15 protein-coding genes are annotated in these 15725 nt (G+C 70.2%); 10 read left to right on the forward strand and 5 right to left on the reverse strand.

Annotation, left to right across the window (positions count from 1 at the left end):
* Window positions 1–24: 24 nt before the first annotated feature.
* From AB0F44_RS22240 to AB0F44_RS22250, 3 genes are read right to left on the reverse strand one after another with little or no spacing between them, the layout of a single operon-like run.
* On the reverse strand, window positions 25–663 hold the full coding sequence (locus tag AB0F44_RS22240; RefSeq protein WP_357358855.1) for an alpha/beta family hydrolase: 639 nt from the start codon (window positions 661–663) through the stop codon (window positions 25–27).
* 1 nt (window position 664) lies between these two features.
* Entirely contained in the window at window positions 665–1408 is a 744-nt protein-coding gene (locus tag AB0F44_RS22245; protein ID WP_357358856.1) for an SOS response-associated peptidase, read from the reverse strand.
* Between the two features lie 44 nt (window positions 1409–1452).
* Complete coding sequence (locus AB0F44_RS22250) at window positions 1453–2175, reverse strand: hypothetical protein (RefSeq protein ID WP_357358857.1); 723 nt, start codon at window positions 2173–2175, stop codon at window positions 1453–1455.
* 292 nt (window positions 2176–2467) lie between these two features.
* Between AB0F44_RS22250 and AB0F44_RS22255 the strand changes: the two genes are divergently transcribed.
* The 8 genes from AB0F44_RS22255 (at window position 2468) to AB0F44_RS22290 (ending at window position 12617) form a co-directional block, all read left to right on the forward strand.
* Window positions 2468–5032 (forward strand): sigma-70 family RNA polymerase sigma factor, encoded by a 2565-nt coding sequence (locus AB0F44_RS22255; RefSeq protein ID WP_357358858.1) that lies wholly within the window; start codon window positions 2468–2470, stop codon window positions 5030–5032.
* 56 nt (window positions 5033–5088) lie between these two features.
* Window positions 5089–6384, forward strand: a complete 1296-nt coding sequence (aroA, locus tag AB0F44_RS22260; RefSeq protein ID WP_357358859.1) for a 3-phosphoshikimate 1-carboxyvinyltransferase — start codon at window positions 5089–5091, stop codon at window positions 6382–6384.
* A gap of 2 nt (window positions 6385–6386) precedes the next feature.
* A complete protein-coding gene (gene rsgA, locus AB0F44_RS22265; protein WP_357358860.1) occupies window positions 6387–7397 on the forward strand; it encodes a ribosome small subunit-dependent GTPase A in 1011 nt (336 codons plus the stop codon).
* Between the two features lie 97 nt (window positions 7398–7494).
* Window positions 7495–8367 carry an inositol monophosphatase family protein gene (locus tag AB0F44_RS22270; protein ID WP_357358861.1) on the forward strand — a complete coding sequence of 291 codons (873 nt, stop codon included), beginning with the start codon at window positions 7495–7497 and terminating at the stop codon, window positions 8365–8367.
* A 56-nt stretch (window positions 8368–8423) separates the two neighbouring features.
* Entirely contained in the window at window positions 8424–8858 is a 435-nt protein-coding gene (locus tag AB0F44_RS22275) for a CBS domain-containing protein (protein WP_350659618.1), read from the forward strand.
* Window positions 8859–8921: 63 nt separating this feature from the next.
* A complete protein-coding gene (locus AB0F44_RS22280) occupies window positions 8922–9623 on the forward strand; it encodes a response regulator transcription factor (RefSeq protein WP_357358862.1) in 702 nt (233 codons plus the stop codon).
* Window positions 9620–12238, forward strand: a complete 2619-nt coding sequence (locus AB0F44_RS22285; protein WP_357358863.1) for a DUF4153 domain-containing protein — start codon at window positions 9620–9622, stop codon at window positions 12236–12238. Before AB0F44_RS22280 ends, AB0F44_RS22285 begins: the two co-directional genes overlap by 4 nt.
* A gap of 4 nt (window positions 12239–12242) precedes the next feature.
* Window positions 12243–12617 (forward strand): FKBP-type peptidyl-prolyl cis-trans isomerase, encoded by a 375-nt coding sequence (locus AB0F44_RS22290; protein ID WP_357358864.1) that lies wholly within the window; start codon window positions 12243–12245, stop codon window positions 12615–12617.
* A gap of 66 nt (window positions 12618–12683) precedes the next feature.
* Here the strand turns inward: AB0F44_RS22290 and AB0F44_RS22295 are convergent, their stop codons facing one another.
* Together AB0F44_RS22295 and AB0F44_RS22300 are read right to left on the reverse strand one after the other, a co-directional pair.
* Window positions 12684–12926 (reverse strand): RNA-binding S4 domain-containing protein, encoded by a 243-nt coding sequence (locus tag AB0F44_RS22295; protein WP_141803051.1) that lies wholly within the window; start codon window positions 12924–12926, stop codon window positions 12684–12686.
* Window positions 12927–12943: 17 nt separating this feature from the next.
* Window positions 12944–14221 carry a DUF445 domain-containing protein gene (locus AB0F44_RS22300; RefSeq protein WP_350659614.1) on the reverse strand — a complete coding sequence of 426 codons (1278 nt, stop codon included), beginning with the start codon at window positions 14219–14221 and terminating at the stop codon, window positions 12944–12946.
* A gap of 250 nt (window positions 14222–14471) precedes the next feature.
* Between AB0F44_RS22300 and AB0F44_RS22305 the strand changes: the two genes are divergently transcribed.
* Entirely contained in the window at window positions 14472–14771 is a 300-nt protein-coding gene (locus AB0F44_RS22305; RefSeq protein ID WP_350659613.1) for a hypothetical protein, read from the forward strand.
* A 100-nt stretch (window positions 14772–14871) separates the two neighbouring features.
* Window positions 14872–15720 carry a nitrilase-related carbon-nitrogen hydrolase gene (locus tag AB0F44_RS22310; RefSeq protein ID WP_350659611.1) on the forward strand — a complete coding sequence of 283 codons (849 nt, stop codon included), beginning with the start codon at window positions 14872–14874 and terminating at the stop codon, window positions 15718–15720.
* The last annotated feature ends 5 nt before the right edge of the window (window positions 15721–15725 follow it).

The following is a 15725-nucleotide window of genomic DNA, read 5'->3' on the forward strand; positions in this document are numbered from 1 at the left end:
CGCCCTGAAATCGCCCAGATCCGGCTAGACGATGACCTCGCGGACCAGCCACTCCAGGGTGGACTCGACCAGGATCGCGTCGGCGTCGGCCTGCGTGATCGGGCCACGCTTGCCGACGATCAGGGAATGGTCCGCGCCCGGGATCGGGGTGACCTCGATCCCCTCCGGGAACTCCTCGGGCTTGCCGAACCTGTCCCGGGTGCCCTGCAGCACCATTGTCGGCACCCTGGACTCCAGCAGCTCGTGGGCACGCGAGATGCTCGGCTTGGCGATCGGGTGCAGCGGGAAGGCGAGGCAGAGCGCACCCGCGGCGCCGAAGCCGCGCGCCGTACGGACCGCCGAGCGGGCGCCGGCGGAGCGGCCTCCGACCACCAGCGGAGTGCGCACCCGCATCCAGTTGGCAGCCAGGGTCAGCGCCGCGTCGAGGGACTTGGGCGGCGTGGCCACCGGCTTCCCCTTGACCCGCCAGGGCTGCTCGAAGCGGACCACGGTGATCCCCTGGGCCGGCAGCGCGTCGTTGAGCGCCATCAGGTCGTGGGTGTCGATGCCGTTGCCGGCACCGTGGGAGAGCAGCAGCGTCGCCTGTGGTCGCCGCGCCCGGCGGGTGTAGAGCCGCCCCTGTCCGTAGGGCGTGTCGATCATCTGCGTCGTGGTTCCACCCATGTCATCCCCAGGCTTCCTCGAGCGGCAGCGGCTCGACGAGCTCGCGGCCGTTGTTGCGTACGTTGCTCACCAGCGTCGAGACCGGGTATGCCTCCAGCCGGCCGGGCGCCGCCGGGGTCAGCAGATCCAGGTCACCCGGACGGGCCGGGTCGAGCCATTGGTCCCAGCGCTCGCGTTCCACCATGAGCGGCATCCGGTCGTGGATCCGCCCCAGGGAGTCCTCCGCCTCGGTGGTGATCACCGTGCAGCTCCACAGCCACCGGCTGGGGTCGTCCTCGTCCTTGGCGGGGTCGGGCCAGAGCTCGTAGAGCCCGGCCATCGCCAGCACTCCCCCGTCCTTCGGAGTGATGAAGTAGGGCTGCTTGCGGGGCTTGCCCTTCGCGTCCTTGGCCTCGGTGGCGTACCACTCGAAGTAGCCGTCGGCCGGCAGCAGGCAGCGGCGCTTGGCGAAGGCCCGGCGATAGGCAGGCTTCTCTCCTACCGTCTCCATCCGGGCGTTGATCATCCGGTTGCCGATCTTGACGTCCTTGGCCCACGACGGGACCAGGCCCCAACGTACGGAACGGAGCTGGCGCTCGCTGGAGGCGTCGTCCTCACGCGGCGGGCGCTCGACGACGGCATAGACATCGTTGGTCGGGGCTACGTTGTAGCTCTCGGTGAGCGGCTCCTGCAGGCGCAGCTCATCGATCTCGAACTCCTCGGCCAGCTCGTCGGGTTGGCGGCTGGACGCGTAACGACCGCACATACGTTCACCTTAGCGCCGCGCGGCAGTGGTGTTCGGAGGTATTTCTAGGCTCCGCGAGCGAGCTCGTCGAGCAGGATGCCCGCAGACCGGTCGTTCTCCGGGAGCCCTTCGATCCAGATCCGGTCGGCGCTGTGCTCGACCATCCGCTTGAGGAGCCCGAGCCGTTTGACCAGCGTCTCGTCACGCGGGGCGACCACCACCATCCGACTGTGGCCGACCTGACCGACGGCGGCCGCGGTCGCGAAGACGGTGCGAGCGGTCTGGCCGAGCAGCGACATCCGGCGGGCGGTGGCGATGCTGTCGGTCTTCCCACCGGGGGCGCCCGGGAGGTGGGCGTCGGTGACGACGAGCGCGTGACTGCGCGCGGTGGCCTCCCGGTAGAGGTCCGAGATGCGTTCGCGCAGGTGCGCGAGGGTGGCGAGACCGGTGAGCGGGTCGGCGCAGGAGATGGTGTGCAGGTAGCCGAGCGTCGCCTCGCTCCAGGCGACGGACAGCGCATGCACCTCGACGAAGGCCGGGTCGCGATCATCCATGGCCTGGGTCGTCATCCGCAGGTCCTCGAGGCTCTCCCCGAGGGACACACCTGACTCCGCGAGGTCATGGCCGGCGACCCAGCAGGCCTCGGCGACGTAATTGCTGCGCTCGGCGAGCGCCTCCGCGACAGCCTCGAACCGCGGCGGGAGCGCCGCACGCTGCTCGTCGGAGAGCTCTCTGAATTCAGGCGAGGTGGATGCAGGCGCACGCCGACCTCGGGAGAACAGCCGCACAACTCACCTCTTTCCTCGTGTTTCCTGGCGTTGGTGTCGTTCCTTGTCCGAAGTTGCTGGGTCACGGATACAGTGGTGCGCGCGCTGAACTACCGCGTGCCCACATGGACTTGACGTACTAAATCGGCAACCATGACGCGGTAGCGACCCACATTTTCTGGGTTTCGCGAAAGTTGTTGTCAGATCCGGGGAGGGGGCGTGACGTGCGGGCTTCCGTAGTCGTTAGCACAACGCATGTCTCCCGTCGGCGCAACCCGCGTCATACCTCCGTCCTTCTAACGTCTCTGGTGCTGTGAGCGAATCGACCCCCACCTCTCTACCTACCCTCGACGCCCCTGGCGACGCCGAGCTGATCACCGCTGTCCGCGGCGGTGACCTGGATGCGTACGGGACCCTGTTCGAGCGCCATGTCGAGGCTGCCCGCCGCCTCGCCCGCCAGCTGGTGTCGGCCGGTGACGTCGACGACCTCGTCTCCGAGGCGTTCGCCAAGGTGCTCAACGTGCTGCAGCGGGGCGGCGGCCCGGACCTGGCGTTCCGCGCCTACCTGCTGACCTCGCTGCGCCGGCTCCATGTGGACAAGATCCGCGCCGCCTCCAAGCTGACCACCACCGACGACCTGACGCCGTTCGACCCGGGCGTGCCCTTCGAGGACACCGCGGTGTCGGGCTTCGACAACCAGGCCGCCGCGAAGGCGTTCCAGCAGCTTCCGGAGCGCTGGCAGCAGGTGCTGTGGCACACCGAGGTCGAGGGCCAGAAGCCGGCCGAGATCGCGCCGATGCTCGGCATGTCGGCCAACTCGGTCTCCGCCCTCGCCTACCGGGCTCGCGAGGGCCTCAAGCAGGCCTTCATCTCGATGCACGCGCAGGACGCCGGCGAGGAGGCCTGCGCCACCACGCGCGCCAACCTGGGTGCCTACATCCGCAACGGCCTGTCCAAGCGCGACTCGACGAAGGTCGACGACCACCTGCAGGACTGCCGTCCGTGCACCGCGATCTACCTCGAGCTCACCGAGGTCAACTCCGGGATGGGTGCTTGGCTCGCTCCGGCCCTGCTCGGCGCCGCGGGCGCGGGTTACCTCGCCGTCGGAAGTGGCGTCGCCGCCAAGGGTGGCGTGGTGCTCTTCTTCGGGCGGGTCCGGGACTGGGTGCTGGGCGATCCCGTGGGACGTACGGTCGGTGCGGGTGCCGGTGTCGCGGCTGCTGCGGCCGTGGCCGCGGGGCTCGTGCTCACCGGCGGCGACCCGGCCCCGAAGGTGCCGGCGGCCGAAGAGCCTGCTGCCGAGGCACCGGCAGACCCTGCTCCGGCTCCGGCCGACCCGGCCGCACCTCCGGCCGACAACCCTGCGGCACCGCCGGCAGCGGCGCCGCCTCCCGCCGACCAGCCGGCCGACCAGCCCGCCGACACGGCTCCCGCCCAGACGCAGCAGGCACCGGTGATCGCCACACCGCTCTCCACCGTGAGCGGGCAGCCCGGCGGCAAGACCGTCATCGACCTGACCGAGGGAGCCACCGACGCCAACGGCGACCCGCTCTCGGTCAAGGAGGCCACCGTCGCCTCCCCCGCCCACGGCACGGTCACCATCGGCGGCACGTCGTCGCCGGGCGGTAGGGGCGGCAGCGTCAGCGGCGCGATCTTCGGTGGTCTGCGGATGGCCGGCGAGCCGGTCACCACGGTGACCTACCAGGCCGACATCGGCTGGCGGGGCACCGACACCATCGAGTACGTCCTCACCGACGGCAACGGCGGCGACGTCGCCGGCACCGTCGACGTGACCACGCCCAACGCCGACCCCGACGCGGTCAACGACGCCGCCACGGCGACGGTGACCGACGGCAACGGCAACGGCGAGGGCAACAACGGGAATGGCAACGGCAACCAGCCGGGGAGCGCCAGGACCACCATCGACGTGCTCGCCAACGACGCCGACGACAACGAGGACACCCTCGAGCTGGTCGAGATCGTCGAGAAGCCCGCGCACGGCACGGCCGAGATCGTCGACGGCAAGGTCGTCTACACGATGACCGCCGGCTACGACGGGGCCGGCGACACCTTCACCTATCGGATCTCGGATGGCCACGGCGGCAAGGACGTCGGTGCTGTGGAGGTGACCTTCGAGCAAGCTCCGAAGCACGACCCAAAAGTCGGGGTTAGCCACCGTCACGAATCGGGTATGGGCGGGGTCTTCACCATCCCGGGCGTGTCCGACCTGCACGAGTACGAGGACGTCGTCGTCTCGGTCGACGGCCTCCCCGAGGCTGCCGGCGACCGGTCGACGACGCTCCGGATCACCATGACCGGCGTGGCCTCGCCCTACTTCGGACCTGGTTTCGCCTGGTCGGCCTGCGGCGCTCCCTTCGCCACCATGCCTGTGAACGGCACCGTCACCTACGAGTGCACGCTCTCCGGTGACGGCGAGGCCGCCCACGTCTCGTTCATCCCGATGTCGGGCGCGACCTGGACCTTCGAGGCCAGCATCGTGCCCGCCGGCTACGAGGACGCCGACACCAGCAACAACACCGCCTCGACCAGCGGCACCGCCGAGCCGGAGCCGACGCCCACTCCGACACCGGAGCCGACGCCCTCCGAGACGCCGGACGTGCCGCAGGTGCCGACGCCGCCCACGACTCCCGACGTACCCCAGGTGCCCACGCCGCCCACGACTCCTGACGTGCCGCAGGTGCCGACGCCTTCCTCGGACCTTCCCACCCTGCCGAGCACGCCCGGCGAGAGCCCGTCGCTGCCCGAGGACTCCGGCGTGCCCAGTGCCAGCCCGAGCGCGACCCCCGAGGCCGAGCGCGGCGCCACGACGGGCGGTCTGACCTGGAAGGAATTCCTGAAGGCGATCGGGTTCGAGTGATTTCATCCCGGTGACCGACGGCCGCCTCCGCTCGCGGAACCTCTAAAGTTGGACCTGTGACTACGACGACCGACCGTGCCGCCGACCCCGCCAACGGACCGGCCGACCCCTGGCCGGCACCCCGAGCGCGCGGTCCGGTGACGGCGACGGTGTCGCTGCCCGGGAGCAAGTCGCTCACCAACCGGGCCTTGGTGCTCGCCGCGATCGCGGACGGGCCCGGCGTCGTACGTCGTGCGCTTCGGTCCCGCGACACGCTGCTGATGGCGGCCGCGCTGACGTCGTTGGGGTCGCACGTGGACACCTCGGGAGACGACTGGGTCGTGACGCCTGGGGCGTTCGACGCCGACGCGGAGGTCGACTGCGGGCTGGCGGGGACGGTGATGCGGTTCGTACCTCCGGTGGCCGCGCTCTCCACCGGCACGGTCTCCTTCGACGGCGACCCGCACATGCGCAAGCGGCCGGTCGGCGAGGTGCTGCGTGCGCTCCGCGATCTCGGCGTGGACATCGAGGGCGACGGGCTGCCGTTCACTATCCAGGGGCAGGGCGCCGTGCCCGGCGGGACCGTGGTGGTCGACGCCTCGGCCTCGAGCCAGTTCATCAGCGCGCTGCTGCTGGCGGGGGCGCGCTACGAGCAGGGGGTGGACGTACGCCACGACGGCAAGCCGGTGCCGTCGCTCCCCCACATCGACATGACGGTCGCGATGCTGCGTGAGCACGGCGTCGCGGTCGACGACTCTGACGCGAATCGATGGACGGTGGCACCAGGACCGATCAAGGCGCTGGACCGCACCATCGAGCCGGACCTGTCCAACGCGGCCCCGTTCCTGGCCCTGGCCGCGGTCTCGGGCGGGACCGTGACCGTGCGTGACTGGCCGCAGGCCACCGACCAGCCGGGCGACCAGCTGCGCGAGGTGCTCTCGCTGATGGGCTGCGAGGTGCGGGTCACCGACGACGGGCTGACCGTGACCGGGCCGGAGCGGCTGACCGGGATCGACCTGGACATGCACGACATCGGCGAGCTCACCCCGGCCGTCGCGGCACTGTGCGCGCTTGCCTCGACCCCCTCGCACCTGACCGGCATCGGCCACATCCGTGGCCACGAGACCGACCGGCTCGCCGCGCTCGCGCGCGAGCTGGGTGCGCTCGGGGCTGACGTCACCGAGCATCCCGACGGGCTCACGATCCGGCCGGCGGCTCTGCACGGCGGGGTGTTCCACACCTACGCCGACCACCGGATGGCCCACGCCGGCGTCATCATCGGGGCTGCCGTCGAGGACGTCCTGGTCGAGAACATCACCACCACCAGCAAGACCTTCACCGACTTCGCGCCCTTCTGGGCCCGACTCTTCTAGACATGGCCAAGGCACAGCGGCGCTACGGGACCGAGGACGTCGAGCACTACGACCGTCCCCGGCGCCGAACCCGGCCGCGGACGAAGGACCGGCCCAGCTATGACGAGGCCGATCTCGGGCGGGTGATCACGGTCGACCGTGGGCGGTTCACGCTGGTCATGGACGAAGCTCCCGACGTCGAGGTGTGGGCGGTCAAGGCCCGCCCGCTCGGCCGCAAGGGCGTGGTCGTGGGCGACCGGGTGAAGGTTGTCGGAGACACCTCGGGCGCGGAGGGGGCACTGGCCCGGATCGTTGAGCTCGAGCCGCGGGAGACGGTGCTGCGGCGTACGGCCGATGACGACGACCCCGTCGAGCGGGTCGTGGTCGCCAACGCCGACCAGCTGGTGATCGTCACCGCGATCGCCGACCCCGAGCCGCGCACGGGGTTCATCGACCGCGCGCTGGTGGCTGCCCTGGAGGCGGGCATCGACCCGCTGCTGTGCATCACCAAGGCCGACCTGGCCGACCCGGAGTCGCTGGCCTCGACCTACCGGGCGCTAGGGGTGCCGTGGGTGGTGACGCAGCGGGGCGGCGACATGAGCGCGCTGCAGGAAAAACTCGACGGACGTACGTCGGTTCTCCTCGGCCACAGCGGCGTGGGCAAGTCGACGCTGGTCAACGCCATCGTCCCCGACGCCGGGCGCGAGGTCGGGCACGTCAACGCGGTCACCGGGCGGGGGCGGCACACCTCCACGTCGGCGTTGATGCTGCGCCTTCCGGGGGGCGGCTGGATCATCGACACCCCGGGGATCCGTACGTTCGGGCTGGCTCACGTCGAGCCGGAACGGCTCATCGTCTCCTTCCCGGATCTGCAGGAGGCGACGGCCGAGTGCCCGCGCGGCTGCTCGCACGCCGCCGAGGAGCCCGAGTGCGGGCTGGACACCGCGGTCGAGGCTGGCAGGCTCGATCCGGAGCGGGTCGCCTCGTTCCGTCGCCTGCTCGAGGCGCGGTCGGTTCCTACGTACGCTCTCTGACCTGGTTCATCGCACATGCCCTGGTCGGTGTTTTCGTGGGGAACCGGTTACCAGGGGAGGGTTCGCTCCGGGGGCGGAGCCACTAGAGTGGACCCTCGTGGCGAGCACTCCTGACTTCAACGACGACCTGCGGCTGGCGCACCTGTTGGCCGACGATGCCGACTCGCTGTCGACGTCGCGGTTCAAGGCGCTCGACCTGCATGTCATGACCAAGCCCGACCTGACCCCCGTCTCGGACGCGGACAAGGCCGTGGAGGAGTCGATCCGGCGCACGCTCTCCCGGGCGCGTACGCGGGATGCGATCACCGGCGAGGAGTCGGGATCCTCCGGCTCGTCCAGCCGACGCTGGATCGTCGACCCGATCGACGGCACGAAGAACTTCGTGCGCGGCGTGCCGGTCTGGGCGACCCTGATCGCGCTCGCGGTCGACAACGAGGTCGTGATGTCGGTCGTCTCCGCGCCCCAGCTCGGACGGCGCTGGTGGGCGGCGAAGGGCCAGGGCGCCCACACCGGCAAGTCGCTGATGAAGTCGACCCGCTGCCAGGTCTCGGACGTACGCCGCCTGGAGGACGCCTCGATGTCCTACTCCTCGCTGCACGGCTGGGAGGAGCGCGACCGGCTCGAGGACTTCCTGGCGCTGATGCGCAGCTGCTGGCGCACCCGTGCCTACTCCGACTTCTGGTCCTACATGCTCGTCGCCGAGGGCGCTGTCGACATCGCGGTCGAGCCGGAGCTCGAGCTCTACGACATGGCCGCGCTCGACATCATCGTGCGTGAGGCCGGCGGCCAGTTCACGTCGCTGGCCGGCGACCCCGGCCCGTGGGGCGGCAACGCACTGGGCACCAACGGCCACCTGCACGATGCCGTGCTCTCCTTCCTCGGCGGGCTGCCCGACGGCAACAACGACGCCGACTGGCCGGCCGCGCAGCCCGGATCGGTCACCGCGTTCCGCCGGCCGGGAACCGAGTAGGCGCGTTCCGGAACAGACCCTGGCGTGACGCACGTCACGGCCGCTACCGTTGGTGCATGAAGATCGCGGACGTACTCACTCGCAAGGCGATCGCAGAAGTCGTCACAATCGCATCAACCGCCACCGTGCGTGACCTGCTCGGGGTGCTCGCCGAGCACGGCATCGGAGCCTGTGTCGTCAGCACCGACGGCACCGCCGTCGCCGGGATCGTCTCCGAGCGCGACGTGGTGCGGCGCCTCCACGAGAACGACGCGCTGCTCGCCGCCGAAGTCTCCTCGATCATGACCGCCGAGGTCGAGACCTGTGCCCCCGAGGCCACCATCGACGAGATCCTGGGCATCATGACCAAGCGCCGGATCCGGCACATGCCGGTCGTCTCCCCCGACGGCGCTCTGGTCGGCATCGTCAGCATCGGCGACCTGGTCAAGCACCGCATCGACCAGCTCGCCTTCGAGCGCGACCAGCTCGAGGCGTACGTCCACCAGACCTGACCTTCACAGGACCTGCACAACTTCTGCAGCCTTTCCGGCGGCTCGGGCTTCTAGCCTGAGCATGTGCCAGAACATCTGACCGTCACCCGCCGGGTCCTCGTCGTCGAGGACGAGCCGGTCATCAACCAGGCCGTCTCGGACCGGCTCGAGGCGGAGGGGTACGACGTCGTCCGGGCGTGGGACGGCCCCGGGGCGGTCTCCTGCTTCGAGGAGACCTCGCCCGACCTGGTCGTCCTCGATGTGATGCTCCCCGGCTACGACGGCCTCGAGGTGTGCCGCCGGATCCAGGCCGTACGGCCCGTGCCGGTGCTCATGCTCACCGCGCGGGTCGACGAGGCCGATGTGCTCGTCGGGCTCGGCGTCGGGGCCGACGACTACCTGACCAAGCCGTTCCGGGCCCGCGAGCTGGTCGCCCGGGTCAACGCGCTCCTGCGGCGGGTGGAGCGGGCGGCCGAGCTTGCCGGGTCGCCGCGGCGTACGGCTGAGATCGGGGGGCTGCGGATGGATCCGGCGGCCCGACGGGTGTGGGTCGACGGCGACGAGGTCAGGCTCACCCCGACCGAGTTCGACCTGCTGGTCTGCCTGGCCGCCGACCCGGGCGCCGTGGTCACCCGCGAGCGGCTGCTGGCCGAGGTCTGGGGCTGGAACGACGCCTCGGGCACCCGCACGGTCGACAGCCACGTGAAGGGGCTGCGCGCCAAGATCGGGTCCGCGCGGGTCCGCACCGTGCACGGGGTCGGCTATGCCCTGGAGGCCGGCGAATGACGCCGCTGGAGCGGGTCTCCTCGATCAAGGTCAAGCTCGGCCTCCTGGTCGCCGCGAGCGCCCTGGTGGCGGCGGTCGTCGCCTCCGTCGGGCGGATCACCGGGGTCTCCCCGTGGATCTCCATCCCCGTCACGATCGGGATCGCGCTCGCGGTCACCCAGCTGCTGGCGGCCGGGATGACCTCGCCGCTGCGGCAGATGACCGTCGCGGCCCGGCGAATGGCCCGGGGCGACTACTCGGTCTCGGTGCCTGCCGTAGGTGCCGACGAGGTCGGACAGCTGGGCCGCGCGTTCAACACGATGGCCAGCGACCTCGGCGCCGTCGACCGCCAGCGCCGCGACCTGGTCGCCAACGTCTCCCACGAGCTGCGTACGCCGCTGGCTGCTCTCACCGTCGTGCTGGAGAACCTCGTGGACGGCGTCGGCTCCGACCCGGCCGCGCTCCAGACCGCGCTCGGCCAGGCCGAGCGGCTGAGCCGGCTGGTCGAGGACCTGCTCGACCTGGCGCGGGTCGACGCAGGGAAGGCGCCGCTGAGCACTGACTCGGTCGAGCTCGGCCCGCTTCTGGAGGCCTGCGTCGCGGAGACGCGGGTCAACGGGCGGCCGGTCACCTACGAGATCGACGCACCGGCCGACCTGATCGTCGACGCCGACCCCGATCGCCTCAGCCAGCTCGTCGTCAACCTGCTCGACAACGCGTCCCGGCACAGCCCCCGCGGCGGTGTGGTCACCGTGCGCGCCGGAATCGACGGCGATCGCTACCAACTCGAGGTCCTCGACTCCGGGCCCGGCATCCCCGTCGCCGACAGGGGCCGCGTCTTCGAGCCCTTCGGCACGCTCAGCGCCTCGGGCGAGGGCGGCGGGACCGGGCTCGGGCTCGCCATCGCCCGATGGGTCACCGACCTGCACGGCGGCTCCATCGCCTTTCTCGACCCGCTCCCCGGCGCCGCCGGCGCCCGGGTGCGCGTCGACCTCCCGCTGCGCCCACCCGCGCGCGCCGACCCTGATCCGCACAGTCCCAGTCATCTCACCCCCACCCACGAGGAGAGCCAGATGCCCACCACTCCCCCGGCGGCCGAGCCCGCTGAACCGGCCAGGCCGGTCGACGCCCCCACAACGAACCCCAACGCCGCCTATGCCACCCCGTCGGTCCTCGACGACATCTTCGGCACCTACTGGCCCGACTCCGGTGTCGCGGGGAGGTTCGGGCTCTTCATCGGTGCCGTGGTCGCCGGCCTGCTCGGCGGCCTGCTGATCCCCGACCGCAACGCCGGGCTCGGCACGGTCATCGTGCTGTTGGCCGCCGGCGGGGTCGTGATGCTGGCGAGCGAGAAGCGTCGCAACTTGTTCCCGATCGTCTGCTACGTCCTGTTCGCGCTGCTCTCCTCGGTCGCGGTGTTCCGCGACGCGGAGTGGCTCGTCGTGCTGTGCCTGCTCACGGCGATCGCGGTGATCCTGTGCGCCTCCACCCAGGCGAAGACGCTGCTCGGGATCGTGCTGACCGGGATCTCCTGGCCGCTGGCCGGGCTGCGCGGGATCCCGTGGCTGGGCCGTACGCTGACCAGCGTCTCCGGCAAGGGTCACGGAGCCGCGGTCGCCCGCACCACGGTGCTCTCGCTGCTCGGCCTGGTGATCTTCGGGCTCCTGTTCACCACCGCCGACGCTGTGCTGGGCAGCTGGGTCGACCAGTTCGTTCCGGACGTACGGCCGGACACCTTCGCGGCTCGGATCTTCATGACAGTCTTCGTCTTCGGGGTCGTGATGGGCGCTGCGTACCTGGCTGTGAACCCGCCCAGGATCGACCGCAGCGAGCGTACGTCCCAGCCCGTCGCCAACCGCTACGAGTGGCTGGCTCCGGTCGGCGTCGTGGTCGCCGTCTTCGCCGCGTTCCTGATCGCACAGGCGACCGCGGTCTTCGGCGGCGAGGACTACCTGCGCGAGACGACGGGGCTGACCTACGCCGAATACGTCCACCAGGGGTTCGGCCAGCTCACCGTCGCGACCGCGCTGACTCTGCTGGTGATCTGGGCGGCGGCGCGCAAGGCGCCGGTGGAGACCGTCGCCGACCGGCTGTGGTTGAGGATCGCGCTCGGGCTGCTCGCCGCGGAGGCCCTGGTCGTCGTCGGGTCGGCGCTGTACCGGATGCACCTCTACCAGGAGGCGTACGGCTTCACCCAGCTCCGCCTGCTCGTCGATGTCTTCGAGGCCTGGCTGGGTCTGCTGGTGATCGCCGGCCTCGTCGCCGCGGTGACCGGCAAGGCCATCGGCGGCGGGCTCTGGCTCGGCCGCTTCGCGCTGGTCAGCGGTGCTGTCGCGCTGCTCGGCATCGCCGCGATCAACCCGGATGCGTGGATTGCCGAGCACAACGTCTCGCGCTATGAGGAGACCGGGAAGATCGACACCGACTTCCTCGCCGAGCTCAGCGACGACGCGGTGCCGGCCCTGAAGGAGCTCCCCGACGACCTGCGCAGCTGTGTGCTCGGGCCCAGCGAGCGCGAGGGCGACTGGCTGGAGTGGAACCTCGGCCGGGAGCGGGCCGACGGGCTGACCACGATCTACCCCGGGACGGCCGACGCGACGGTGGTGTGCCCCAGCGAGAATCGATACGTAGACTGAATTCATGAGCCAGAAGCCTGAGATCGACTTCGTCGACCCCACCCCTCCGACCGACCTCGTCATCAAGGACATCACCGTCGGTGACGGCCAGGAGGCCACCGAGCGCGACCGCGTATCGGTCCACTACGTCGGCGTTGCACTGTCCACCGGTGAGGAGTTCGACGCGTCCTACAACCGCGGCGAGCCGCTCGACTTCCGCGTCGGCATCGGCCAGGTCATCCAGGGCTGGGACCAGGGCATCCTCGGCATGAAGGTCGGCGGCCGCCGCCAGCTCGTCATCCCGCCCCACCTGGGCTACGGCGACCGCGGCGCCGGCGGCGCGATCAAGCCCGGCGAGACCCTGATCTTCGTCTGCGACCTGGTCAAGGTCGAGAAGTAAGCAGTTCGTACGCAGCGAGGCGGTGACCCTTCGGGGTCACCGCCTCGCTCCTATTTGCGTCAGGTCCTACCAGGGCACGTCGAAGTCGGCCTCGTCGGAGACCCGGGCCGCCTGGCCGGCGTACTCGACGACGTCGCCGAGGCGGAGCTGGCGTCCGCGGCGGAGCTCGATCTCACCGTTGACCTTCACCTCGCCGGCCGTGATCGCCGGGCGCGCCTCGGAGCCGGCCTCGACCAGGTTGGCCAGCTTCATGAACTGACCGAGCCGGATGACCTCGTCGCTGATGGGTACGTCGAAGGGTTCACTCACGCGACCATCCTCCCCCATCACTCCATCAGGACGGCGACGGTGTGGATGATCACGCCGACAAGGCCACCGACGATGGTGCCGTTGATGCGGATGAACTGCAGGTCGCGGCCGACGAACAGCTCGATGCGGCGGGCGGCCTGCTTGCCGTCCCAGCGCTGGATGGTGTGAGTGATGACGGTGGTCGCCTCGCGGCCGTAGCGCTTGACGACGTAGACGGCCACGTCGGAGGCGAGCGCGTCGTAGCGGCGCTGGAGGGCCTCGTCGAGGACGACCTTCTGGGCGTAGCGGACGACCTCGTCCAAGGCGCGGCGACGGACGACGCCTTCGGGGTCGCGCAGGGAAGTGGTCAGCGCACGGCGCAGCGCGTCCCAGATGGAGATGGCGGTGTTGATCACGCCGGGGTGGTCGAGCACACGCTCCTTGAGCCGCTCGGCGCGCTCCATGGTGGCCTCGTCGTGCTGCAGGTTGTCGGCGAGGTCGGCGAGCATCGTGTCGATCGCCTTGCGGGCGCGATGCTCGGGGTCGTCGCGGATGTCGGCGATCCATCGGACCAGCTCGACGTGGATGCGGGCGGTCACCGGCTCGCGCAGCACCTGCGGCGTCCACCACGGCGCCCGCTCGCCGAGCACCTCGGTGACGATCTCCTCGTTCTCCTCGAGCCAGCCGTGCAGCTCGACCAGGGCCAGGTCGACCAGGCCGTGGTGGACGCCGTCGTCCAGCGCCGCCTGCAGGGTGCCGCCGAGCAGCGGCGCGATCTGCTCCTCGCGCAGGCGGGGTACGAACCCGTCCTGGATGATCTCGACGATGTGCCGGTTGCTGATCCGGGAGAGCCCGTCGGCGACCACGGTGGAGACCTCGTCGACGACCCGCTTGGCGTTGGGCTCCTCGGCGAGCCACAGCGCGAGCCGCAGCGACGGCATCGCGACACCGAGCCGCTCGCGGATCGTCTCCTCCTGCAGGAAGTTGTCCTGGACGAACTCCTCCAGGCTGGCGCCGAGCTCGTCCTTCCGCTTCGGGATCAGCGCGGTGTGCGGCACCGGCAGCCCGAGCGGGTGGCGGAACAGCGCGGTGACCGCGAACCAGTCGGCCATCGCGCCGACCATCGACGCCTCGGCGCCGGCGTTCACGAACCCCCAGAACCCGTCCAGCCGAAGGGTCAGCAGGTAGACGATGGCGGCCACGACCAGGAGCCCGGTGGCGACGATGCGCATGCGGCGCAGTGCCTGGCGGCGTACGACATCGGCCTCGGTCTCGACCATCAGACCGCCGATGCCGGCGCCCCCAGGAGAACTCATGGGCTCAATTGTGCCGGGTCGTCCCATGCGAGGCGATCTGCAACACCAGGGTCATGGTTTCTATAGGTTACTCACGGGTCGGCCCACAGGTCAGTTACAAAGCACCCAAGGGCGTCACCGATCCCTTCCCCTGCTCGTTGGAGTGGGCGAGAGTGCCTCGGGGGAGGCACACGTCCCACCGAGGAGATACATGTCGTCGCACAACGCGGACGGTGTGGGGTCGCATCTGTTCGACTCGTCGAGGAGCGCTATGTCGTTGACCACCGCCGCCAAGGTGGAGGTTCTGAGCGTCCTCGTCCGCGCCGGCCGGGAGGCCCGCGCCCCACTCACCCCGCACGACTGCAACACCGTGGTCGAGACCAGTGCCCATCTCGCCGAGATCGCGCCGACCCTTGCAGAGGGCACGCCCGGCGAGCGGGCCCGCGCGACCCGCTCCGCGATGGAGCTGTTCCTCTCCATCGACTGCCCTCAGCTCGCGCCCGAGCTCCGCGAGGAGCTCGCCAGGGCCGTCGAGCACGTCGTCGTACGTCATCCGGCGACCGCCGCATAAAACGACAGGGTTTCAACCACCTCAACGTCTGAAGCAAAAATGCCGTCGCGACCCCACGGGTCGCGGCGGCGTGCTTGTATGTGAGGCGGGAGGTAGTTGCATGACGATCGTCAGAGCCGCAATCAGCCAGACCACCTGGACCGGGGACAAGGTCTCCATGCTGGACAAGCACGAGGGCTTCGCGCGTGACGCCGCTGCCCAGGGTGCCCAGGTGATGTGCTTCCAGGAGCTCTTCTACGGGCCCTACTTCGGAATCACCCAGGACAAGAAGTACTACCGCTACGCCGAGCCGGCCGACGGGCCGATCGTGCAGCGCTTCGCGAGCCTGGCCAAGGAGCTGGGCATCGTGATGGTGCTGCCGATCTACGAGGAGGCGGACACCGGGGTCTACTACAACACCTCCGTGCTCGTCGACGCCGACGGCACGATCCTCGGCAAGTACCGGAAGAACCATCTGCCCCACGTCGAGAAGTTCTGGGAGAAGTTCTACTTCCGCCCCGGCAACATGGGCTATCCGGTCTTCGAGTCCGCGGTCGGGAAGGTGGGGATGTACATCTGCTACGACCGCCACTTCCCCGAGGGCTGGCGCGAGCTCGGGCTCAACGGCGCCCACATGGTCTTCAACCCGAACGCCACCAAGCCGGGGCTCTCCAACCGGCTGTGGGAGATCGAGCAGCCCGCGGCCGCGGTCGCCAACGGCTACTTCGTGCTCGCGCCCAACCGGGTCGGCCTGGAGGACAACGAGTACGGCGAAGAGGCGGTCAACTTCTACGGGATGTCGCAGATCGTCGACCCCCGCGGCAACTACGTGGGCGAGCTCGGCTCGGGCGAGAAGGAGGAGCTGCTCGTACGCGACCTGGACATGAGCATGGTCCAGGAGATGCGCGACGACTGGCAGTTCTACCGCGACCGTCGGCCCGATTCGTACACCTCCATCCCCCGACCCTGAGGAGG

The sequence above is a fragment of the Nocardioides sp. NPDC023903 genome, from assembly GCF_040639295.1.
Lineage (GTDB): Bacteria > Actinomycetota > Actinomycetes > Propionibacteriales > Nocardioidaceae > Nocardioides.